The following is a 21,834-nucleotide window of genomic DNA, read 5'->3' as shown; positions in this document are numbered from 1 at the left end:
AAGTAAGTAGGCTTAGAGCCTTGACTCGGAGCCGTTTCGAGGGAAGTAATTAGTACTCAAGCGGGATGGGTGACCGCCCTCGCCACCCCGCAGCCATCGATGTGACGCAACTCGTCGATGCCTGGTTCTACCGACGTCCCGAACACCGCCCCTTGCCCCCGCCCCCTCCGCACGACTGCGAGCCGCTCCGTCGGCGGCTTGCCGCCCTGTGCGCCCATCCTCCGATCCCGAGGAGCTGTCATGGTCAATCCCCGTCCTGGGCTCACCGGCCGTCTGCCCGCGCTCGGCGCCGTGTGCGCGCTGGCCCTCGTCGTCGCCGGTGCCGTCACCATCGGTCTGCAGGCCGGCGTCGCCCTGGCGGCGGTCGTCGGTTCACCCACCCCGATCGTCGGCGGACAGTCCGGCCGGTGCCTCGACGTCCCCGACGGCAGTACCTCGAACGGTACGCAGATGCAGTTGTGGGACTGTAGCGGCCAGTCGAACCAGTCGTGGACGCTGACGTCCGGCCGGCAACTGCAGGTATCGGGCAGCAAATGCCTGGACGCCAGCAATCAGGGCACCGCCAACGGCACGGCGGTGATCATCTGGGACTGCAACGGCCAGGCCAACCAGCAATGGAACGTCAACGCCAACGGCACCGTCACCGGTGTCCAGTCGGGGCTCTGCCTGGACGCCAGCGGCGCGGCCACCGCCAACGGAACAAAGATCATTCTGTGGTCCTGCAACGGTGGCACCAATCAGCAGTGGCATCAGGCGGGGACGGCTTCGCCCTCACCTTCGGCGTCCACGGCCCCGCCGGGCTCTGGTCCGTGCGACATTTACGCTGCCGGCGGCACTCCGTGCGTCGCGGCGCACAGCACCACCCGGGCGCTCTACCGCGCCTACGGCGGCAACCTCTACCAGGTTCGGCGTTCCTCGGACAACGCGACCCGCGACGTCGCGGCCGTGGGTGCCGGCGGGCCGGCCAACGCGGCGACGCAGGACGGGTTCTGCGCCGGTACGACCTGCGTCATCACCGTGGTGTACGACCAGTCGGGCCACGGAAACGACCTGTGGTACCAGGGATCCAGCGCTGTTCCCGGCTCGACGTCCAGCAGCCCGGCCCGGGCGACCACCGAATCGCTGACGGTGGCGGGCAGCAAGGCCTACTCGCTGTACATCAACCCCGGCAACAGCTACTGGCGCGACGGCCACCTGACGGGCATCCCGACGGGCACCGCTCCGGAAGGCATGTACATGGTCACGTCCGGTACCCATGTCAACAGCGGCTGCTGCTTCGACTACGGCAACAGCGAAACCACGCGGAAGGCCGACGCCGCCGGCGCGATGGACGCCATCAACTTCAGCACCAGCTGCTGGTTCGGCGGCTGCTCCGGCTCCGGTCCCTGGGTCCAGGCCGACCTGGAATGGGGCCTGTTCCCCGGTGGCAGCACTGCATGGAACCCCAACCAGCGGGCGTTCACCAGTAAATTCGTCACCGCGACGCTGAAGAACAACGGCACCACGCGGTTCGCCATCAAGGGCAGCAGCGCCCAGTCCGGCAGCCTGTTCACGCTTTACGACGGCGGCCTGCCGAACGGGTACAACCCGATGAAGAAGCAGGGCGCCATCGTCCTCGGCAGCGGGGGCGACTGCTGCAAGCCTGGCGGCGGTGCCAACCTCAGCGCCGGCACCTTCTACGAGGGCGCCATGGTCGCCGGATACCCGTCGGACGCCACGGAGAGCGCCGTACAGGCGAACATCGTCGCCGCCGGCTACCGCTGAGCCACGCGGCATCGCGCATCACAACGCTCCTGAACCGCCGGCCATCGCCATCCACGGTGGACCGACCACCGCCGGCGCCACGAACGCACTCCGGCATCGATTGTTAACGTTCACATCCAGCTGTGGCGATCACATGCACTGATTCCGCCATGGACTCACCCGCCCACGCACCCGCTCTCAACCACTGTCGCGCCACGTCCGGTGGCGCCCCAGCAAAGGAGCCGACAAGCAATGAAACGTCAGGTCAGTCGCCGGTTCATCGCGACCGCCTCCGCCACGGTCGCAATGATCGCGGCCGTGGTGATCGCTCTGATCAATCCGCCCGCGCCGGCATACGCCGCCACCTCGTTGGCGTGCGACATCTACGCGGCCGGCGGGACGCCGTGCATCGGCGCCCACAGCACCACCCGTGCGCTGTTCGCCTCGTACAACGGTCCGCTGTACCAGGTGCAACGCACCTCCGACAAGGCGTACGCCGACGTCGGCGTGCTGGCCGCCGGAGGGTACGCCAACGCCGCCACCCAGGACTCCTTCTGCGCCAGCAGCGCCTGCACCATCACCAAGATCTACGATCAGACCGCCAACCACAACGACATGCCCATCTCGTGGGGCGGTTACTGGAAGGGCCCGGGCGCCAACGGCGCCGACATCGGCGCGGACGCGAAGGCGCTGCCGTTGACCGTCGCCGGGCACAAGGCGTACGGCATCAAGGTGAACCAGGGCGTCGGCTACCGGGTCGACAACGCCCGTAACGCGCCGACCGGCTCCCACCCGGCCGGCGTCTACATGGTGACCTCGTCGAACTACGTCAACAAGTACTGCTGCTTCGACTACGGCCTTGGTGAGAACTCGCACACCGACACCGGCAATGCCACCATGAACGCGATCGAGTGGGGTACCGCCTGCTGGTTCGGGGACTGGGCGAACAACCCGTGTGTCGGCGCCGGCCCGTGGGTCGAGGCCGACCTGGAGAACGGCATGTTCCACACCAACACCGGCTCCAACAAAGACCCCAACAACTCCGGTGTGCACTTCCCGTTCGTCACCGCGGTGGAGAAGAACAACGGCACGACGAACTTCACCCTCAAGTACGGCAACGCCAACAGCGGCGGCCTCACGACCACCTTCTCCGGTCCGCTGCCCAACGGGTACTCGCCGATGAAGGTGGACAGCTCGTTGCTGCTCGGCACCGGCGGCGACAACAGCGTGAGCGGTGTCGGCTACTTCTTCGAAGGCGCGGTGATCTCCGGCTTCCCCTCGGACGCCACCGAGAACGCGGTGCAGGCCGACATCACCGCCGCGGCGTACTCCTTCTCCGGCGGCAGCAGCGGCGGCGGCCAGCAGATCGTCGGCACCCAGTCGGGCCGGTGCGTGGACGTGCCGGGCGCGACGACCGCCAACGGCACGCAGGTGGCCTTGTGGGACTGCAACGGCCAGACCAACCAGAGCTTCACGCTCACGGCCGGCAAGCAGCTCCAGGTCTACGGCAACAAGTGCCTGGACGCGAGCAACCGCGGCACGGCCAACGGCACCGCGGTGATCATCTGGGACTGCAACGGCCAGACCAACCAGCAGTGGAACGCCAACGCCGACGGCACCATCACCAGCGTGCAATCCGGCCTGTGCCTGGACGCCAGCGCGTACGGGACGGCCAACGGCACGAAGATCCAGCTCTGGCAGTGCCTCAACGGCGCCAACCAGAAGTGGGCGCTGCGGTAGCGAAACGCCGTCCGGGGCCGGGCGCGACGACCGCCCGGCCCCGGAATGTCATCGCCCCGCTCTGAGCACATCCAGGTTCGGCAGCGAAGGAGACTGAAGATGCGAATGCGCACCCGGTGGCTCACCACCACCGTTCTCGCGGCCGCGCTGGCCGTCACCGGCGCCGTGATGAATGCGAGTGCCGCCACCGCCGAGTCGAACGGCGGCGTACGGGTCATGCCGCTCGGCGACTCGATCACCGAAGGCACCCAGGTACCCGGGGGCTACCGGATCGGCCTGTGGCAGCGGATGGCCGCCGCAGGCTATCGGGTCGATCTCGTGGGTTCGCAGTTCAACGGGCCGGCCGGTCTCGGCGACCACGACCACGAGGGGCACCCCGGCTGGCGGATCGACCAGATCGACGCGAACATCGTCGGCTGGCTGAACACCTACCAGCCGCACAGCGTGCTGTTGCACATCGGAACCAACGACGTCCTGCAGAACTACAACCTCTCCGGAGCGCCGGGGCGACTGTCGGCTCTCATAGACCACATCACGGCCGCCGCCCCCGCTGCCGAGGTCTTCGTGGCCACCATCATCCCGCTCTCCAATTCCGGGCAGGAGGCCGCGGGCCGCACCTTCAACGCGGCCATCCCCGCGATCGTCCAGGGCAAGGTGAACGCGGGCAAGCACGTCCACCTCGTCGACATGCACAGCGCATTGACGACGGGCGACCTCACCGACGGGATCCATCCGACCGCGACCGGCTACGACAAGATGGCCGCGGCCTGGTACGCCGCGCTGCTGTCGGTGCCCGGCAGCATCGGCACCGGTTCGAGCGCCTCGGAACTGGTCGGCGTGGCGTCCGGCCGGTGTCTGGATGTTCCGGGTGGGAACACCGCGAACGGAACACAGCCGGTCATCTGGGACTGCCACGGCGCGACCAACCAGCAGTGGACGTTCACCGGCCAAACCGTGCAGGCCCTGGGCAAGTGCCTGGACGCGCCGCTGGGCGCGAGCGCGGGATCGAAGGTGCAGATCTGGGACTGCAACGGTGGATCGAACCAGCGATGGAATCTCAACGCCAACGCGACGGTCAGCAGCGTCTCGTCGGGGCTGTGCCTGGACGTGTCCGGGGCCGCGACCGCCAACGGGACCGCGACGATCCTGTGGACCTGCACCGCCGCGGCCAACCAGCGCTGGAACCGGCTATAGGCTCCTCAGGGAAACGGTGTGCCCCTGGCCCTGATGATGCCCGCGCCACCGGACCGGGTACGCCACGACAGCGTGCCCGGTCCGGTCGCAGCCGAGGTCGCGGCGCTGATCTTGCACATCCGTCTGCCTATACTGAGTCTCCATTCTGTGTTATCGGAGGCGACATGGCGGCATCGCAGCGATCCAGCGCGAGCCCCCTGCCGCCCCCCGCCTGGTCACGACGACCGGCCAATCTGACCACCGCGCTGACCGCGGAGCTCGTGCAGCGTGTCGTACGCGGTGTCTACCGGCCCGGCACCCTGTTGCCGCCCGAACCTTCCCTGTGCGAGACGTTCTCGGTCAGCCGGACGGTCGTCAGGGAAGCCGTGAAGATGCTTCAGGAGAAGGGCCTGGTGCAGGTCCGGCACGGGGCGGGCACCATGGTCAGCGCCTCGACCGCCTGGAACATGCTCGACGAGATGGTGCTCGCGGCCGCGGTCGCCGAGGACGAAGGCCTGGCGATACTGGACGACCTCGTGGTCACCCGCCGCCTGCTGGAGTCCGACATGGCCGACGTGGCCGCCCGCCAGGCGGATGCCGATCTCATCGAGCGGCTGCGGGCCGAGGTCGACCGGATGGACGAACTTGTCGGCGATCATGTCAGCTACGCCGACCACGATCGCATCTTCCACGATCTGATCATGCAGGCATCCGGCAACCGGCTGGCTCGCGCCGTGGTACGCGCGCTGGAGAGCCAGGTCATCAACACCGCCCGGTACATGGGCCGGCGCGAGCGCGCCTTGTGTGTGGCGTCCAACCAGGGCCACCGCCGGGTCTACGAGCGGATCGCTGCGCACGATCCGGCCGGTGCCGCCCAGGCGATGTTCGATCACATCACCGAGGCCTGGCTGGTCCGCCGCGGGAGCTCGGGCAACTCGGCACGACTCGAGCGCTGACCCCCGCCGTCCGCCGACCGGGTTCATCGCCTGAACCGCGGCGGACGGACCGGCGCGGCCGATCAGCTTGGTACGCGTCGCCTGTACGCATGTCGGCGCCGCGTCGTCGCGTGAAGCACCCTCGGTTTCCGCCACCACGATGTGTCGTGGCCGTCCATTCGACATGCAGGCATCTACTGCGGCTGTGTGCGGTGCGACCCGTGGCACGCATCGACGGACTGCCCCTGCTAGATGAGGCCGTTGACATCACACATCATATGACCTAACTTTGGCGTCACTCTGTGGACGGCAGTCCCGCCCTTCTCAAGAAGTGAGCGACCATGAAGCAGCGAGCACTGTGGTCAGTCGCCGTCGTGGCGGCGTTGGCCTTGACGGGCTGTGGAAGTGCGGCGGGAGGCGACAAGACCTCCAACTCCGGTGGCAAGCTCGTCGTCTGGGATTGGAAATCCGGCGACAAGACCGCGGCCAATTACATCGCGAAGGCGAAGGCGGACTTCGCCCGCAAGCACCCCGGCGTCACCGTCGAGTTCGTGAATCAACCGTTCGACCAGTACTACACCCTCCTGGGCACCGCCATCCAGTCAGGCAAGGGCCCCGACGTGATGATGTTCAACGGCGGCGGGCAGATCCGCGACCGGGTGAACGCGCTCGTACCACTGGACGCCTACGTCGCACAGGACCGGCAGCGGCTCGCGGGCTGGGACGCGTTCAGCAAGGACGGCAAGATATACGGTGCGCCGGTCACCCTGCAGGGGCACCCGATCTACTACAACAAGTCCCTCTACAAGCAGGCCGGCCTCGACCCGGAGCATCCGGCCACGACGTGGGACGGGTTCGTCAAGGACTGCGGGACCATCACGAAGGCGACCAAGGCCACCTGCTTCGCGCTGGGTAACAAGGAAGGCATCGGAATCCAGTTCTGGCTGTCCGGCATGGGTTCGGGCATCCTCTCGCCGCAGGAGTACGACGACTGGATCGCCGGCAAGCGCGATTGGACCTCACCCGACGTCAAGAAGATCTTCGACCTGTGGAAGCAGGCCAACGACGCCGGACTCAACAACAAGGGCGCCAACTCCACCGCCATGTTCACCGACATCTTCTCGGTCTTCGACGCGGGCAAGGCCGCCGACATCATCGGCCTGATGTCCGACATCGGGCACTGGAAGGACTTCGGTGACTTCCTCAAGCCGGAGAACGTGGGCGTGATGACGGCGCCCGTGGTGACCGCCGGCGCACAACCCAGCCTCCCGTACGACGGCGGTATCGGCTACGCCGTCGCCAACTGGACGAAGGACCCCGCCGTCGCGGCCGACCTTGTCCGTTCGCTGACCTCGACCGACGCGCTCTCGGCGTTCTATGTCGACGCCGGTGCGATCGCGTCCGACACCACGATCTCCACCGCGTCCGCCGGACCGGCGGTCGGCACGATCGTCTCGGAGCTCAAGGCAGGCAAGCCGGCACTGCACGTGGCGCTGTCGTCCAAGACCCTGGACCTGATGGGCAAACTCTCCCAGCAGATCCTCGACGGCTCGGTCGGCGTCGACGACGCGCTCCGGCAGCTCGCCGCATCGGACAAGGCCTGACACGGTGCCCACCGGTGAATCGCCGCTGTTGGTCCGCCCGCAACCAGCCGGGCGGACCAACGCAGCAGGCATGACGCCCCGGCGGGCGGCCGACGACCGACGGCCGCTGGGCGACCGACTCGCCGCCTACGTCCTGATCGCTCCGGCAGCCGTCGTCCTGGTGGTGTTCCGGCTCTGGCCGCTGCTGCTCGGAGTCGACTTCTCCTTCACCGGCGACGGTGACCAGGACGGAACCCCGGTGGGGTTCGGCAACTACAGCGAACTGCTGCACGATCCGTACTTCCGCATCGCTCTGCGCAACGTGGGCTGGCTGGTCGTGCTGCTGCCGGTGGCGGTCGCGATCCCAGGACTGCTGGCGACCTTCATCTTCCTCAAGGTCCCCGGCCACCGGCTCTACCGGAGCGTCTACTTCTTCCCGGCCGTGCTGTCCCCGGTGATCGTCGGCTCGATCTTCAACCTGCTGCTGAGCTACGACGGTCCGCTGAACAAGCTGCTCGCCGCGGTGGGGATGGCACCGGTCGACTGGCTGGGCGACTCGAAGACCGCGCTGTTCACCGTCGTCGGCGTCCACATCTGGGCGACCTTCGGGATGGCCCTGGTGGTCTTCCTGGCCGGCTTCGCGACGCTGGACCCGTCGCTGCTGGACGCCGCCCGATCGGACGGCGCGTCCCTCGTCCAGCTGATCCGGCACGTCATCGTGCCAGGCCTGTCGCGCACCATCCAATTCGTCTTCGTCACCACCATGATCGGACTGCTGACCTCGATGTTCGGCCTGCTCTACGTCATGACCAGCGGCGGTCCGGGCGGATCCACCACCCTGCCGGAGTATTACGTGTGGATCCAGCAGGGGCAGATGAACCGTCCCGCGCTGGCGTCGGCCGCCTCCACGGTGCTCTTCCTGATCATGCTCGTCGTCGGACTCGGGCAGATCGCGATCCTGCGTCGTTCGGGCCGGGAGGACTGATGCGGACCGCCCGGCTGGGCCGATGGGTCCTCGCCCTGCTGATGACCACGCTGGCGCTGGCGACGGTGTATCCGCTGCTGTTCACCGCCAACGCCGCCATGAAGACCCGGCGCGAATACATCCTCGACCGCTTCTCGGCTACCACCACGCTGCGCGGGGACAACATCGCCAACGCCTGGAACAGCGCGGGTATGGCCGGCTACTTCGTCAATTCGCTCATCGTGGTCGGCGGCGCGGTGATCCTCCTGCTGCTGTTCGGTTCGATGGCCGGCTTCGCGCTCAGCCACCTGAAGTTCCGGGGCTCACGGACGCTGTTTCTCGGCTGCCTCGCCGGACTGTTCATACCGTTCCAAGTGATCATGGTTCCGCTGGTGCGCACCATGACCGCCGTCGGCCTCATCGACACCTACCCCGGCCTCGTCGTGGCTTACGTCGCCCAGTTCCTGCCGTTCACCATCTACCTGATGACCAGCTACTACAGTGCCATTCCGAAGGACATCGTGGACGCCGCCCGGCTGGACGGCAACTCCTTCTACGGCGTCTACCGGCGCATCATGCTGCCCATCGGCCTGCCGGCGCTGCTGTCCGTGGGCGTCCTGGACGCACTGTTCTGCTGGAACGACGTGCTCATCGCTCTGCTGATGATGCCGTCGGCCGAGCACCGCACCCTGATGGTCGGCGTCACCGCACTGCGCGGGCAGTACTCCTCCGACATCCCGACCTTCGCCTCCGGCGTCATCATCGCCGCGGTGCCGGTGCTCGCGGTCTACCTCGTCTTCCAACGCCGCATCGCGGACGCCGTCACCGCTGGTTCAACGAAAGGCTGACATGCGTATCACCGGGTATCGCGCCCTCACGACCTTCCAGGACTGGGGGCGCCCCGTCGGCGACGCGAACGGGGTGTTCGCCGACGGCATCACCGAGGTGCCGCTGGTGGTCGTCACCACGGACGAGGGGATCACCGGCGTCGGACTGGGCTCGCATGCAGGACTGGAGGCCACCTTCAGCGCGATCGACGGCGAAGATCCCCGGGCCGTGACCGCCCTCTACGACCGGATGCTGCGGCAGACCTTCAAGGCCGGTCACGCCGGCGCCGCCTTCGGCGGCATCGGCGCATTGGACACGGCGCTGTGGGACATCAAGGCCAAGGCGGCCGGTGAGCCGCTGTGGCGTCTGCTGGGCGGTCGCGACCCGCGGCTGCCCGCGTACGCCTCGGGGCTGGACATCGGACTGTCCGATGACGAGCTGGTGACGCTGTACCGGCAATATGCGGAGTACGGCTTACGGGCCGCCAAGCTCAAAGGCGGCCTCAACGTGGAACGGGACCGGAAACGGCTGACACTGGTACGAGACGTGCTCACCGAGGCGGGCGGCGGAATGCAGCCCAGCCTGATGCTCGACGCCAACGAGTCGTGGAGCCGCAAGCAGGCGGTACGGCACATCTGCGAACTGGAGCGCTCGGTCGACCTCACGTGGGTCGAGGAGCCGGTCCGCCGCTGGGACGCGGAAGGCCATGCGATGGTCGGCCGGGGAGTCCGGGCCGCGATCGCCACCGGGGAGAACCTCACCGGGCTGGAGCAGTACCGCTCGCTGCTGGCGGCCGGGGCGGTCGACATCGTCCAAGCCGCGGCGGTGTGGGGCGTGACCCACTTCCTGCGGGTCGCAGCCCTGGCCCACGCCCACGACCTCCCGGTCAGCCCCATCGGCACCATGCCCGTGGGCCTGCTGCACGCCGCCACGTCGATACCCAACCACATCACCAGCGAGCTGCAGATCATCGAACCGCCGGTCGGTGTCAGCGTCGACCTGCGCGTCGAGAACGGGGCCTTCGTGCTCGGCGAGTCCGCGGGGCTCGGATTCGACGTCGACGAGGAGGTCATCAGAGCCTGGAAGCCCCGGCCGGGCACCTCGCCCGCCGACGGTCCGGGCGTGCGGCCCGAGCGGGCCGGACACCGGCTGTTCCCGGTGACGGCGGAACATTCGTACTGGATGAGCGAGGAGCCGGCGGCGTCCTGAACAGGGCGCGACCAGGCCATGTCAATAAGGAGCGAACAGATGCAACGGTTCGGCAGCGTGATCGGCGTGGCCCCGGAGCGGCGAGAGGAGTACCTGGCCCTGCACCGGGAAGTCTGGCCGGCGGTGGAGGAGAGGCTGCGCCAGAGCCACTTCACCAACTACACCATCTTCGTCTTCGGCGATCTGCTGTTCGCCTACTACGAATACACCGGCGCGGACTACGCGGCGGACAGTGCCGCGATCGCGGCGGATCCGGTCACCCGGCAGTGGTGGACCCTGACCGACCCGTGCCAGGTACGCCTGCCCGGCACGCCGGACGGCCAGCAGTGGGCCGTCATGACCGAGGCCTGGCACCTCGACTGAGAACGGGAAACGTCATGCGCCAAGTGGTCTACACCGGTACGCGGAGCATCGGCCTCGTCGAGACCGACCATGTCCCGCCCGGCCCGGACGAGGTGCAGGTGCTGGTCGCGTACACCGGTATCTGCGGAACCGATCTGCACATCCTGCAGGGGGACATGGACGCCCGGGTGGGGCCGCGGGCTGTGCTCGGGCACGAGATGTCGGGCACGGTGGCGGCGGTGGGCGCGCGGGTCGGCGGCTGGTCCGCTGGAGACCCGGTGACCGTGCTGCCCGTCCGCTCCTGTGCCACGTGCCCGACGTGCGCGGCGGGCAACGGGCATGTCTGCCCCAGCCTGACGTTCCTCGGTATCGACGCGGCCGGTTCCATGCAGGAACGCTGGAATGTGCCGGCCGATCTGCTGGTGTCCTTGCCGGCCGGGCTGGATCTGGCGCACGCGGCGCTGGTCGAGCCAACCGCCGTGGCGGTACACGACGTGGGCCGGGCGGGCGTCCGGCCGGGCGAGCGGGTCCTCGTCGTCGGCGGCGGCCCGATCGGCCAGCTCATCGCGCTGGTCGCCCGGCAGGCGGGCGGTGACGTACTGGTGCTCGAGCTCGACGCGTACCGCCGTGAGCTGGCCGCCGGCCTCGGCCTGGCCTGCATCGACCCGCGTACGCCGGGGGCGTTGGAGCAGTGGAACGGCGGGCAGGCGGACGTGGCGTTCGAGGTTTCCGGCGCAGCCGCCGGGGTGACCACGGCGGTGGACGCGCTCGCCCCGCGCGGACGCCTCGTCATGGTGGCCATCCACCCGCACCCGCGCGAGGTGAACCTGCACCGCTTCTTCTGGCGCGAACTCACCCTTCTCGGCGCTCGGCTCTACACCCGCGCGGATGTGGCGGCAGCCGTGGAGCTGATCGCCACCGGTGCCATCCCGGCCGCGCGGCTCATCTCGCGGATCGAGCCGATGGAGCGGGTGGAAGCGGCGTTCGAGGCGCTGAAGTCCGGGGCCGGCGAGATGAAGATCCTGCTCGACTGCCGGGAGAGCCGATGAGCGGCCCCTTCGACCTTGCCGGCCGGCTGGCGGTGGTCACCGGCGCCCGCCGGGGGATCGGCATGGCAGTGGCCGAGGCGCTCGCGGTTGCCGGTGCCGACATCGTGGCGGTCAGCGCGCACCTCGACGCCGACGGCGGGGAGGTGGCTCGGCGGGTGCGATCGCACGGCCGGCAGTGCGAGAGCTTCGCGGTGGACTTCGCCGACCGCGCGGCCGTGAAAGCGCTCGCGGCCCGGCTCAACGCGGCAGACCGGCCGGTGGACATCCTCGTCAACAACGCCGGCACGATCGCGCGCGCTCCGGCCGCCGAGCACTCCGACGCCGACTGGGACCATGTGCTGACCGTCGACCTCACCTCGCAGTTCATCTTCACGCGGGAGATCGCCGCGCGGATGCTCAGCCGAGGACAAGGGAAGATCGTTTTCACCGCCTCGCTCCTGAGCTTCCAGGGCGGCGTCACCGTACCCGGATACGCGGCCGCGAAGTCCGGCATCGCCGGTCTCACCCGCGCGCTGGCCAACGAATGGGCGCAGCGCGGTGTCAACGTCAACGCCATCGTGCCCGGCTACATCGCCACGGACAACACCCGGCCGCTGCGCGAAGACCCCGCCCGCAACGCGGCCATCCTCAGCCGGATCCCGGCCGGCCGCTGGGGGAGACCGGAGGATCTCGGCGGCGTGGCGGTCTTCCTCGCGTCGGCCGCATCGGATTACGTCCACGGCACCCTGGTGGCCGTGGACGGCGGCTGGCTGGGCCGGTGAACAGCCGGCCGCGTACCGCATCGGAGGACAGTCCATGATCGACGCCCACATGCACTTCTGGGATCCGGCCCGATGGCACTACCCGTGGCTGGACGACGTCGTGCCGCTGCGCCGGCGATTCGTCCCGGCAGATCTCGATCCGTCCGGCCCGCTCCCGGACGCGGTCGTGTTCGTCGAGGCCGGCGGCGGGAACGGCGACCCGTTCGCCGAGGTTTCCTGGGCCGAACAGCTGGCTGGACCGCCTGTGGTGGCCGGGATCGTCGCCCAGGTCGCCTTGGAGCTCGGCGCCGCCGCCCGCCCCGCCGTACGCCGGCTGGCCGACCGCCCGCTGGTCAAGGGAGTACGCCGCAACCTGCAGGACGAGGCCGACGGATTCGCGCTGGGACAAGGGTTCCGGGCCGGCGTACGCCTGCTGGCCGAGCACGGGCTCGTCGCCGACCTCTGCGTCCGCGATCGCCAGCTGGCCGAGGTGACCGAGCTGGTACGCGCCACGCCGGAGGTGAGCTTCGTGCTCGACCACGTCGGCAAACCCGGGATCCGGACCGGCCGGTGGCAGCCGTGGGCCGACGACCTCGCCCGGCTGGCGGAGCGGCCGAACGTCACCGTGAAGCTGTCCGGGCTGGCCACCGAGGCTGACTGGAGCGCCTGGACCGCCGAGCAGATCGCGGCGTATCTCGAACACGCGCTCGCCGTGTTCGGCGCGGAGCGCTGCATGTTCGGCAGCGATTGGCCGGTCAGTACGCTGGCCACCAGCTACGCCGACTGGTACGCCACGGTGGCCGGAGTGCTCGCCGGCCGCTCGTCCGCGGACCGGGCGCTCGTGCTCGGCGGTGTGGCGGCCCGGGTGTACCGGTTGACCGTCGGCCCACCACCGGCCGCGTACTGAGCGGAAGCCTCTACGGATGGACAGCCCGCTCGGCGCGACCCTCGCCGGGCCGAGCGGGCTGGATGGATGCGTGACCGCAAGGGTTTGCCGCCCGGGAGCGCGGATGCGTCCTCCCGGGCGGTCACATCAGTTGCGAAGGCTCCACTGCTGGTTCGACCCGCCGTTGCACGACCACAGAATGATCTTCGTGCCGTTGGCCGTACCCGCACCGTTCGCATCCACGCACAAACCCGATTGCACCCCCGTGACGGTGCCGTTCGCATTCAGGACCCACTGCTGATTGGTCTGCCCGTTACAGTCCCAGATCACCAGCGCGGTTCCGTTGCTCGTACCGTTCCCACTCGCATCCAGGCACTTGCTTCCGTACACCGTCAGCTGCCTGCCCGCCGTGTAGGTCCATCGCTGGTTCGACCCGCCCCAGCAGTCGTACAGTTGCACCGCGGTGCCGTTGGCGGTGCTCTGCCCCGTCACGTCGACGCAGCGGCCCGACGGGCTGCCCACGATCTGCGCGTTGGCCGTCGTTCCGCCGGTGGGAGACGGGCCGGCGGACGGTGAGGTGCTCGGCGGCGGGCCCTGGAACTGGGTGAAGAAGCTCCAGACGACATCCTTGGTCCAGGTCATCCAGCCGTCGCAGGTGCAGCCGTCGATCGGGCCTGGGTCGTGGCCCGCGCCGTCGAACGCGGCCCAGACGACCGGATACCCGGCCCGGCAACCGGCGTACGCGGTCACGATGTGCGTCAGGCTGCCGTTGGCCGGCTCCGGCGGGTTCTGCGGTGTGCACCCATTGGCGCGCACGAAGGTGTCGCGCAGGCCTCGCCCGGAGGCGATGGGCAGCACGTTGTCCCGGAGGCCGTGCAGTCCGATGTACGCGACGGGCTGGGTGCCCCCGCTGCAGCCGCTGAGGTTTCCGCCGGAGTAGACGGCGACCGCGCGGAACACGGTGGGCCGCGCGCAGGCGAGCGCGTAGCTCATCGCGCCGCCGTAGCTGAAACCGCTGGAGAAGACCTGCGTCGTGTCGATGCACAGGCCCGACTCGACCTGCCGGAGCAGGTCGTCGACGAAGGTCAGGTCCTGGCCGCCGGAGTTGGCCCAGCCGTTGTTGATGCCCTGGGGCGCGACGAAGACCGTGCTGTTGTTCGCGTTGTCCGCCAGCCGGCGCAGCCCGTAGTAGGACCAGTTGTACCCGTCGGTGCCACCGGAATCGACGTCGTTGGCGGTTCCTCCGTTCCAGTGGAAGCCGAAGATCAGGCGGTACGCGCGGTTGGCGTCGTAGTTGGCCGGGACCCGAAGAATGTAGCTGCGGTTCTGCCCGCTGCTCTGGATCGAGTGCGCACCGCTGGTCAGGGTGGGAGCGTGTCCGCAGCCCGCGGTCGCGGTGAGCGGATGGGTGTCCGCGGCGGCGGTGGTACCGATGCCGGCGCTCATCGACAATCCGACGACTGCGAGGGCTGCGAGCATCGCCATGGCGACAGGCCCGAGGAGCTTTCGTGGGCGCGTTTTCACTGCGGACCTCCTTGATGTTGCTTCCGTCCGGCACACACGGTGCGGGCTCTGTAGATGAATGTCGATCGCTCGACATCATACATCAGACGACACATGCCTCAAGGGGGCGCCGGCCGGACGGAGCGGGCCGGGCCCTCGTTGCTTGACAGCGGCGGACGGCCGCGAACATCATCGTCAGCGTGACGGGTCAGGGGGATGCCGTACGGGGCGTACCGACGGGCTCGGCGAGCATCCGCGACGTGGCCAGGGTGGCAGGCGTATCGCACATGACCGTCTCGCGCGTGATCAACGGCAACCCGAGCGTCAGCACGCCGACCCGGCAGCGGGTACTGGCCGCGATCGGGCAGCTGGAGTACCGGCCGAGCCGCTCCGCGCGCGACCTTTCGCGGGGCAGGAGCCGGTCGGTGACGGTGATGACCTCCGACACCGGCCTCTACGGCCGGGCGGCCCTGCTGAGCGGCGTGGAGGAGGCCGCCCGTGCCGCTGGATACCACGTCAACATAGGTGTTCTGGATTCACCGGACCCGGCCGCGATCCGGGCCGCGATCGACCACTCCTGCGACCCGTCCTCCGGCGGTGTCGTGGTGATCGCCTTCGATGCGGCCGGCGTCCATGCCCTGCGGGCGATCCCGCCTGGCATACCGTGCGTGGCGGCACTGGAGGTCAACAACGTCGAGGACGGCCGGGCGTACCCGTCGGTCGCGCTCGACGACCGGACGGCCGCCGCCACCGCGACCCGGCACCTGCTGGATCTCGGTCACCGGACGGTCCACCATGTCGCCATCCCGTCGTCGTCGAGGACGTCGAGCGCACGGATGCAGGGCTGGCGCTCCGCCCTGCGGAAGGCCGGGATCCAGCCGCCGCCGCCGGTTCTGGCCGAGTGGGGCCCGGAGTCGGCGTACCGCGCGGCCCGGCATCTCGCGGTCGATCCCGAGGTGAGCGCGGTGCTGTGCGGCAACGACGACCTGGCGCTGGGAGTGATCCATGCACTGCGTGAAGCGGGCCGGGCGATCCCCGGCGACGTCAGCGTGATCGGATTCGACGACACGCCGCTGGCGGCGTTCTACGCCCCGCCGCTGACCACCGTCCGGCTCGATTTCGCCGGGCTCGGCCGGGACTGCTTCGCCCTGCTGCAGTACGTGGTGGACCCCGGCGGCCCGCGGCCGGCGCGACTGGCCGACCCGCCGCGGCTGATCATCCGGGAGACCACTGCGGCACCCGGCCGGCACCGGCGAGCCTGAGGCCCGCTCCGGAAGGGAATCTGGACGGGCCCGGTTCGCAAGGGGCACAGCGGAGTCAGGCCGGAGAGGCCGCCCTTGAGCCTCGTCCCGCGGAGAAGTGGGGATTGACAAAATTCGCTGTGCGGGTGACGCTGGGCGGCGCCTGTTACCGGTAACAAACGAGCTGTCGAGCCGACCGATGACGATCCGACCTGCCGGCGACGCCCACTGCCCGGTCGCCTGCTCCAGGTGAAGACCTGGACGCGCGAGTCCGGACCCGGCCGAAGGGGTCGCATCGTAGGCGCGACGCCGACATTCCCGTGGCGCGACGCCCGGCCCACGGGATCGCCTCACACCATCCCCGGGCGGACCCGTGCCTCCACAACGGACTCCGAAGGGACGTCACCCATGAACCGACCGCATGCCCCTGTCGCTCCGCGACGACCGCGCCTGGTCAGATCGCTGGCGAGCAGTATGGTGCTGGCCACGGTCTGCGCCGTGCTGGCATGGCCGACGGCCGCTCAGGCCGCCACGGCGATCACCTTGAACGGCTCCTCGGCCGGTCGCGTCTTCGAGGGCGTCGGCGCGGTCAGCGGCGGCGGCGGCAACTCCCGCCTGCTGATCGACTACCCCGAACCCCAGCGCGGCCAGATCCTGGACTACCTGTTCAAGCCCGGCTACGGCGCCTCCTTGCAGGTCCTCAAGGTCGAGATCGGCGGCGACACCAACTCGACCAGCGGCGCCGAGCCCAGCCACGCGCACTCGCGCAGCGATCTGAACTGCGACCGCGGCTACGAGTGGTGGATCATGGAACAGGCGAAGGCCCGCAACCCCAACATCAAGCTGGTCGGCCTGCCCTGGGGAGCGCCGGGCTGGATCGGCAACGGCACCTTCCTCTCCAGCGACCTGGCGGGCTACCTGGTGTCCTGGCTGAACTGCGCGCGGCAGCACAATCTGAGCATCGACTATCTGGTGCCCGCCCAGAACGAGAAGCAGTGGAACGCCACCACCACGATCAACGTACGCAACGCGCTCAACGCCAACGGCTACAGCGGCACGAAGATAGAGATAGCCGAGGACTGGACCTATTCGCCCGCCGACCAGATGGTCTCCAACACGGCCCTGCGCGACGCGGTCGACGCGGTCGGCGTGCACTACTCCTGCGGGTACCTCGCCGATCAGAAGACCTGCAACGCGTCCAGTAACGCCGTCAACTCCGGGAAGTCGCTGTGGTCCAGCGAGAACGGGTCGCAGGACTACAACGGCGGTGCCAAGCAGCTGGCCCGCGGCATCAACCGGGTCTACATCGACGCCAAGATGACCAGCTACCTCAACTGGGATCTCGTCGCGTCCACCACGCCGAACAACCTGTGGTCCACGGTGGGCCTGGTCCTGGCCAACCAGCCGTGGTCGGGGTCGTACTCGGTGGGCAAGGACGTCTGGGCGATCGCCCACACCACCCAGTTCTCCGCGCCCGGCTGGCGCTACCTGGACTCCTCCACCGGCTATCTCGGCGGCAACCGCGCCAACGGCAGCTTCGTCACCCTGAAATCGCCCAACAACACCGACTACAGCACCGTCATCGAGACGATGGACGCGTCCGCGGCGCAGACCCTGGACTTCACGCTCACCGGCGGACTGTCCACGGGAACGGCACATGTCTGGGCAACCAACCTGAACGCCAACGACAGCGCCAGCTTCCTGGTCCACGCCGCCGACCTCACCCCGAGCGGCGGCCGGTACTCCCTCACCGTCCAGCCCGGCTACCTCTACACCATCACCACCACGACCGGGCAGGGCAAGGGGACCGCCACCGGCCCGAGCCCGGCCAACCTCGGGCTGCCCTACACCGACGACTTCGACGGTGCCACCGCCGGCCACGAAGCCAGGTACCTCATGGACATGCAGGGCGCCTTCGAGGCGGCGACCTGCGGCGCGGGACGCGCCGGCCTGTGCGTACGCCAGGCCAGTCCCCAGGCGCCGATCACCTGGAAGCAGCTCAGCGACCCGTACGCCGAGCTCGGCAGCACCACGTGGAGCAACTACGCGGTGCAGACCGACACCCTGCTGGAAAAATCCGGGTACGTCGAGGTCATGGGGCGCATCGGCAGCCAGGACCTCAACAATCCGGCCGCGGTGAACGCGTACCACCTGCGCGTCAGCGACACCGGCGCCTGGTCGATCCTGCGGACCAACACGTCGGCGCAGACGGCGACGTTGCGCAGCGGCACCACCACCGCACTGGGCACCGGCCGCTGGCACTCCGTCGCGTTGTCGTTCACGGGCAGCACCCTCACCGCCACGATCGACGGCGCGGTCGTCGGCACGGCGACCGACTCCACCTTCGGCGGCGGACTGGCCGGCATCGCCACCAGCCAGGGCGAGACCGCGCAGTTCGACAACCTGTCGATCACCGCCACCACGGGAGGCGGCGGTGGCTCGACCGGAGTGGTGCGAGGGGTCGCCGCCAACCGTTGTCTCGACGTGCCGAACAGCAGCCAGTCCGACGGGACCGCGCTGCAGATCTGGGACTGCGGCACCGGCGCCAACCAGCAGTGGACCTCGACGGCGAGCAGCCAGCTGACGGTGTACGGGACCAAGTGCCTCGACGTTCCGGGTCATGCGACCGCCGCGGGTACGCGAGTGCAGATCTGGACCTGCAACGGCGGCGCCAACCAGAAGTGGCAGTGGAACTCCGACGGCACGATCGTCGGCGTCGAGTCCGGCCTGTGCCTCGACGTCACCGGTCAGGGCACCGCCAACGGCACCGCGGTCGAGATCTGGACCTGCAACGGCGGCGGCAACCAGCAGTGGACCCATTCCTGAGCCCTGCCCTCGAACAGTTGCGTCGCCGCCCGGGGCGCGAAGGCGCGGACGTGCCCGGACGCTGAAGCCCGGGCGGCCGACCAAAGCAATTCCTGTGCATCAATGATCGCGCCGCGCGAGAGTACGGCGCGCGAACGGAAGAAGAAGAGCATGACGAAGAGAACATGGCGCAGAACGGCAGCCGCGATCCTGTCGGCGCTGGCTCTGGCCGTGCCGCTGGCCGTCGCCGAGCCGAGTCAGGCGGCCACCATCGCCCTGAGTGTCGACCTGGCGTCGACGCGCGGCCCGGCGACCGGTGTGGGCGAGGGCTTCCTCTACGGCGTCAACCAGGACGGCACCCAGCCGGCCGACCAGCTCCTGCAACCCCTGCGGATCAACGCGTTCCGCGGGGGAGGGCACGTGAGCCGAGGCTGGATCGGTGACGGCTACCGATACGGTTCCGGCACCCAGGCCGACGTCAACTCGATCATCGCCCAGGCCCGCAGACTGACCCGATCTCCGTACGCCGCCCAGTACCAGGTGATCCTGAGCGACATCTACGGCAACGACGGCGGTCAGCCGTCCAACACCGTCTATCCCTGCGCCAACGGTGACTGCTCGGGCTGGATCGCCTTCATCGACGCGGTCGTGGGAGCGTTGCAGAACTCCGGGCTCACCTTCGCGTACGACATCTACAACGAGCCGGACATCTCGGTGTTCTGGCCCGGCGGCAGCGTGAACAGCACGCAGTACTTCCAGATGTGGGACTCGGCGTTCCGGGAACTGCGGCGCATCGCGCCGAGCGCCGTCATCGTCGGCCCCTCGTTCGCGTACACGCCGCTGGCCCGGTCGCAGCAGTGGCAGACGTGGGTGAGCCACGTCAAGGCGGCCGCGACGGTGCCGGACTGGATCACCAACCACGACGAGGGCGACGTCGACGATCCGGTCGCGGTGTCCCAGTCGCTCAACAACGTCCTGACGTCCAACGGCGTCCCGCTGCGTCCGCTGTCGGCCAACGAGTACCAGCCGGCCGACCGTCAGACCGCCGGCGTGACGGCCTGGTACCTCGCCCGCTTCGCCCAGTCCGGGTACGCCAACGCCATGCGCGGCAACTGGGTGTGCTGCCTGACGCCCAACCTGACCGGCGTCCTGACGCAGAGCGGCGGCAGCTGGACGACGACGGGCAACTGGTGGGCGATGCGCACCTACGCGGACATGACCGGCACGCTGGTCGCCACCTCGGGACAGGTCGGCTCCACCGCGATCTCGGCCGCCGAGGACAGCACGGCCAAGCGCGCCGTGGCCGTCATCGGCGACAGCAACGGCTACACGGGTACCGCGACGGTCACCTTCAACGGGCTGTCGGCGGTGCCGTGGCTGGCCAACAACGGCTCGGTCAACGTGACGGTCGACCGGATCCCCGAACAGGCGCCGCTCGCGGCACCGCAGGTGGTCTTCAACCAGAACCTGAGCGCGGCCGGCGGTTCGCTCAGCGTCTCGCTGACCTTCCAGTCCGCCCACGACGCGTTCGCCGTCTACCTGACGCCGGCGCAGTCCGGGGGCGGTGGCTTCCCCAGCGGCAACCACCAGCTCGTCGTCGCCAACGACAACCTGTGCCTCGACGTCTACGGCAACAGCGGCAGCGCCGGTGCGGCCATCGACCAGTGGACCTGCAACGGACAGACCAACCAGCAGTTCCAGTTCGTGCCCGCCTCGGGCGGCTACGGCGAGTTGCGGGCCCTGAATTCCGGACAGGACGTGGCGGTGTCCGGCAGCTCCACGACCGCCGGCGTCCCCGACATCGTGCAGCAGGCGGCCGGCGGTGCGGCGAACGCCCTGTGGCTGCCGATCGCGCAGTCCGACGGCTCGTACGCGTTCCAGAACAAGAACAGCGGCCTGTGCCTGGACGTCTACGGCGCGGGCAGCAACCTCGGCCAGCAACTCGACCAGTGGTCGTGCAAGAACGCACCCGGCACCAACCAGGACTTCTTCGTGCGCTGATCCCGGACGACCCATCCACGGACTTAGGAGGTTCAGCATGTCAACGCCCGTCACATCCCTGCGACCCCGCAGGAGAGCCATCTTCACCGCCGCCGCGCTGCTCCTGGCCGCCGGCTTCCTCAGCGCACCGACCACCGTGCAGGCCGCGACGTCCGGCCCGTGCGACATCTACGCCGCCGGTGGTACGCCGTGCGTGGCCGCGCACAGCACGACCCGGGCGTTGTACGCCGCCTACGGCGGTGCCCTGTACCAGATACGCCGGTCGTCGGACAACACCACGCGCGACATCGGCGTACTGAGCACCGGCGGGGTGGCCAACGCCGCCGCGCAGGACTCGTTCTGCGCGAACACGACGTGCCTGATCACGATCATCTACGACCAGTCCGGCCGGGGCAACCACCTCACCCAGGCCCCGCCGGGCGGGTTCAGCGGCCCGGCCGCAGGCGGCTACGACAACCTCGCCAACGCCACCGCCGCACCCACCACCCTCAACGGCCAGAAGGCGTACGGCGTCTACGTCGCGGCCGGCACCGGCTACCGCAACAACAACACCAACGGCATCGCCAAAGGCGACCAGCCCGAAGGCATGTACGCCATCTTCGACGGCACCCACTACAACGGCGGCTGCTGCTTCGACTACGGCAACGCCGAGACCAACAGCCGCGACAACGGCAACGGCACCATGGAAGCCATCTACTTCGGCAACATCAAAGTCTGGGGCTACGGCACCGGCAACGGCCCATGGATCATGGCCGACCTGGAAAACGGCCTCTACTCCGGCGTCAACGCCGGCTACAACGCCAACGACCCGACCGTCAACTACCGCTACACCACCGCGATCGTCAAAGGCGAAGCCAACCACTGGTCGATCCGCGGCGGCAACTCCCAGTCCGGCAACCTGTCCACCTTCTACAACGGTGCGCGTCCGAACGTCTCGGGCTACAACCCGATGAAGAAGGAAGGCGCCATCATCCTCGGCATCGGCGGCGACAACAGCCACGGCGCCACCGGCACCTTCTACGAAGGCGTCATGACCTCCGGCTACCCCACCGACACCACCGAAAACGCCGTCCAAGCCAACATCGTCGCCGC

At 68.9% G+C, this 21,834-nt stretch carries 17 protein-coding genes; 16 read left to right on the top strand and 1 reads right to left on the bottom strand.

The features are described from left to right. Nucleotides 1-240: 240 nt before the first annotated feature. From G401_RS0137950 to G401_RS0137895, 12 genes are all read left to right on the top strand, one after another. The gene (locus G401_RS0137950; protein WP_027346595.1) at nt 241-1,764 is read left to right on the top strand and encodes an arabinofuranosidase catalytic domain-containing protein; all 1,524 of its coding nucleotides are present in this window, start codon (nt 241-243) and stop codon (nt 1,762-1,764) included. Nucleotides 1,765-1,995: 231 nt separating this feature from the next. Next, nucleotides 1,996-3,483, top strand: a complete 1,488-nt coding sequence (locus G401_RS0137945) for an arabinofuranosidase catalytic domain-containing protein (protein ID WP_027346594.1) — start codon at nt 1,996-1,998, stop codon at nt 3,481-3,483. 99 nt (nt 3,484-3,582) lie between these two features. Further along, a complete protein-coding gene (locus G401_RS0137940; protein WP_027346593.1) occupies nt 3,583-4,677 on the top strand; it encodes a ricin-type beta-trefoil lectin domain protein in 1,095 nt (364 codons plus the stop codon). 164 nt (nt 4,678-4,841) lie between these two features. Further along, nucleotides 4,842-5,612: a FadR/GntR family transcriptional regulator gene (locus G401_RS0137935; protein WP_027346592.1), complete on the top strand. Its 771-nt coding sequence runs from the start codon at nt 4,842-4,844 to the stop codon at nt 5,610-5,612. Between the two features lie 320 nt (nt 5,613-5,932). Continuing rightward, nucleotides 5,933-7,195: an ABC transporter substrate-binding protein gene (locus G401_RS0137930; protein WP_027346591.1), complete on the top strand. Its 1,263-nt coding sequence runs from the start codon at nt 5,933-5,935 to the stop codon at nt 7,193-7,195. A 70-nt stretch (nt 7,196-7,265) separates the two neighbouring features. Beyond that, nucleotides 7,266-8,159 (top strand): carbohydrate ABC transporter permease, encoded by an 894-nt coding sequence (locus G401_RS0137925; RefSeq protein WP_027346590.1) that lies wholly within the window; start codon nt 7,266-7,268, stop codon nt 8,157-8,159. Further along, on the top strand, nt 8,159-8,986 hold the full coding sequence (locus G401_RS0137920) for a carbohydrate ABC transporter permease (RefSeq protein ID WP_027346589.1): 828 nt from the start codon (nt 8,159-8,161) through the stop codon (nt 8,984-8,986). The genes G401_RS0137925 and G401_RS0137920 overlap by 1 nt, the downstream gene beginning before the upstream one ends. Before the next feature lies 1 nt (nt 8,987). After that, nucleotides 8,988-10,175, top strand: a complete 1,188-nt coding sequence (locus G401_RS51215; protein WP_051367870.1) for a mandelate racemase/muconate lactonizing enzyme family protein — start codon at nt 8,988-8,990, stop codon at nt 10,173-10,175. A gap of 39 nt (nt 10,176-10,214) precedes the next feature. Further along, the gene (locus tag G401_RS0137910) at nt 10,215-10,538 is read left to right on the top strand and encodes an L-rhamnose mutarotase (RefSeq protein ID WP_027346588.1); all 324 of its coding nucleotides are present in this window, start codon (nt 10,215-10,217) and stop codon (nt 10,536-10,538) included. Between the two features lie 14 nt (nt 10,539-10,552). Further along, nucleotides 10,553-11,566: a (R,R)-butanediol dehydrogenase gene (locus tag G401_RS0137905; protein ID WP_027346587.1), complete on the top strand. Its 1,014-nt coding sequence runs from the start codon at nt 10,553-10,555 to the stop codon at nt 11,564-11,566. Further along, complete coding sequence (locus tag G401_RS0137900; protein WP_027346586.1) at nt 11,563-12,327, top strand: SDR family oxidoreductase; 765 nt, start codon at nt 11,563-11,565, stop codon at nt 12,325-12,327. The genes G401_RS0137905 and G401_RS0137900 overlap by 4 nt, the downstream gene beginning before the upstream one ends. 34 nt (nt 12,328-12,361) lie before the next feature. Then, entirely contained in the window at nt 12,362-13,213 is an 852-nt protein-coding gene (locus tag G401_RS0137895; protein WP_027346585.1) for an amidohydrolase family protein, read from the top strand. Nucleotides 13,214-13,339: 126 nt separating this feature from the next. Here the strand turns inward: G401_RS0137895 and G401_RS0137890 are convergent, their stop codons facing one another. Beyond that, nucleotides 13,340-14,677: a ricin-type beta-trefoil lectin domain protein gene (locus tag G401_RS0137890; protein ID WP_034594370.1), complete on the bottom strand. Its 1,338-nt coding sequence runs from the start codon at nt 14,675-14,677 to the stop codon at nt 13,340-13,342. Nucleotides 14,678-14,895: 218 nt separating this feature from the next. On the opposite strand from G401_RS0137890, the gene G401_RS51210 reads away from it, so the two are divergent. From G401_RS51210 to G401_RS0137870, 4 genes are all read left to right on the top strand, one after another. Next, complete coding sequence (locus G401_RS51210; RefSeq protein WP_051367869.1) at nt 14,896-15,957, top strand: LacI family DNA-binding transcriptional regulator; 1,062 nt, start codon at nt 14,896-14,898, stop codon at nt 15,955-15,957. A 453-nt stretch (nt 15,958-16,410) separates the two neighbouring features. Next, nucleotides 16,411-18,762, top strand: a complete 2,352-nt coding sequence (locus tag G401_RS0137880) for a ricin-type beta-trefoil lectin domain protein (RefSeq protein ID WP_051367868.1) — start codon at nt 16,411-16,413, stop codon at nt 18,760-18,762. Nucleotides 18,763-18,912: 150 nt separating this feature from the next. Continuing rightward, nucleotides 18,913-20,742, top strand: coding sequence for an RICIN domain-containing protein (locus tag G401_RS0137875; protein WP_027346582.1), 1,830 nt, complete (start codon nt 18,913-18,915; stop codon nt 20,740-20,742). A gap of 37 nt (nt 20,743-20,779) precedes the next feature. Further along, nucleotides 20,780-21,834 (top strand): arabinofuranosidase catalytic domain-containing protein (locus tag G401_RS0137870; protein WP_051367867.1); only part of this gene is annotated, 1,055 nt, incomplete at its 3' end.

Origin of the sequence: Hamadaea tsunoensis DSM 44101, assembly GCF_000428945.1 — a bacterium.
GTDB classification, from domain to species: domain Bacteria; phylum Actinomycetota; class Actinomycetes; order Mycobacteriales; family Micromonosporaceae; genus Hamadaea; species Hamadaea tsunoensis.
Note: the sequence above shows the minus strand (reverse complement) of the source record. Positions and strands in the feature narration are given on the sequence as shown.

What these genes read in the sequence shown, in the direction of transcription:
- G401_RS0137950 (WP_027346595.1), top strand. Translation starts at nt 241, where the DNA reads ATGGTCAATCCCCGTCCTGGGCTCACCGGCCGTCTGCCCGCGCTCGGC.
- G401_RS0137945 (WP_027346594.1), top strand. Translation starts at nt 1,996, where the DNA reads ATGAAACGTCAGGTCAGTCGCCGGTTCATCGCGACCGCCTCCGCCACG.
- G401_RS0137940 (WP_027346593.1), top strand. Translation starts at nt 3,583, where the DNA reads ATGCGAATGCGCACCCGGTGGCTCACCACCACCGTTCTCGCGGCCGCG.
- G401_RS0137935 (WP_027346592.1), top strand. Translation starts at nt 4,842, where the DNA reads ATGGCGGCATCGCAGCGATCCAGCGCGAGCCCCCTGCCGCCCCCCGCC.
- G401_RS0137930 (WP_027346591.1), top strand. Translation starts at nt 5,933, where the DNA reads ATGAAGCAGCGAGCACTGTGGTCAGTCGCCGTCGTGGCGGCGTTGGCC.
- G401_RS0137925 (WP_027346590.1), top strand. Translation starts at nt 7,266, where the DNA reads ATGACGCCCCGGCGGGCGGCCGACGACCGACGGCCGCTGGGCGACCGA.
- G401_RS0137920 (WP_027346589.1), top strand. Translation starts at nt 8,159, where the DNA reads ATGCGGACCGCCCGGCTGGGCCGATGGGTCCTCGCCCTGCTGATGACC.
- G401_RS51215 (WP_051367870.1), top strand. Translation starts at nt 8,988, where the DNA reads ATGCGTATCACCGGGTATCGCGCCCTCACGACCTTCCAGGACTGGGGG.
- G401_RS0137910 (WP_027346588.1), top strand. Translation starts at nt 10,215, where the DNA reads ATGCAACGGTTCGGCAGCGTGATCGGCGTGGCCCCGGAGCGGCGAGAG.
- G401_RS0137905 (WP_027346587.1), top strand. Translation starts at nt 10,553, where the DNA reads ATGCGCCAAGTGGTCTACACCGGTACGCGGAGCATCGGCCTCGTCGAG.
- G401_RS0137900 (WP_027346586.1), top strand. Translation starts at nt 11,563, where the DNA reads ATGAGCGGCCCCTTCGACCTTGCCGGCCGGCTGGCGGTGGTCACCGGC.
- G401_RS0137895 (WP_027346585.1), top strand. Translation starts at nt 12,362, where the DNA reads ATGATCGACGCCCACATGCACTTCTGGGATCCGGCCCGATGGCACTAC.
- G401_RS0137890 (WP_034594370.1), bottom strand. Translation starts at nt 14,677, where the DNA reads ATGGCGATGCTCGCAGCCCTCGCAGTCGTCGGATTGTCGATGAGCGCC.
- G401_RS0137880 (WP_051367868.1), top strand. Translation starts at nt 16,411, where the DNA reads ATGGTGCTGGCCACGGTCTGCGCCGTGCTGGCATGGCCGACGGCCGCT.
- G401_RS0137875 (WP_027346582.1), top strand. Translation starts at nt 18,913, where the DNA reads ATGACGAAGAGAACATGGCGCAGAACGGCAGCCGCGATCCTGTCGGCG.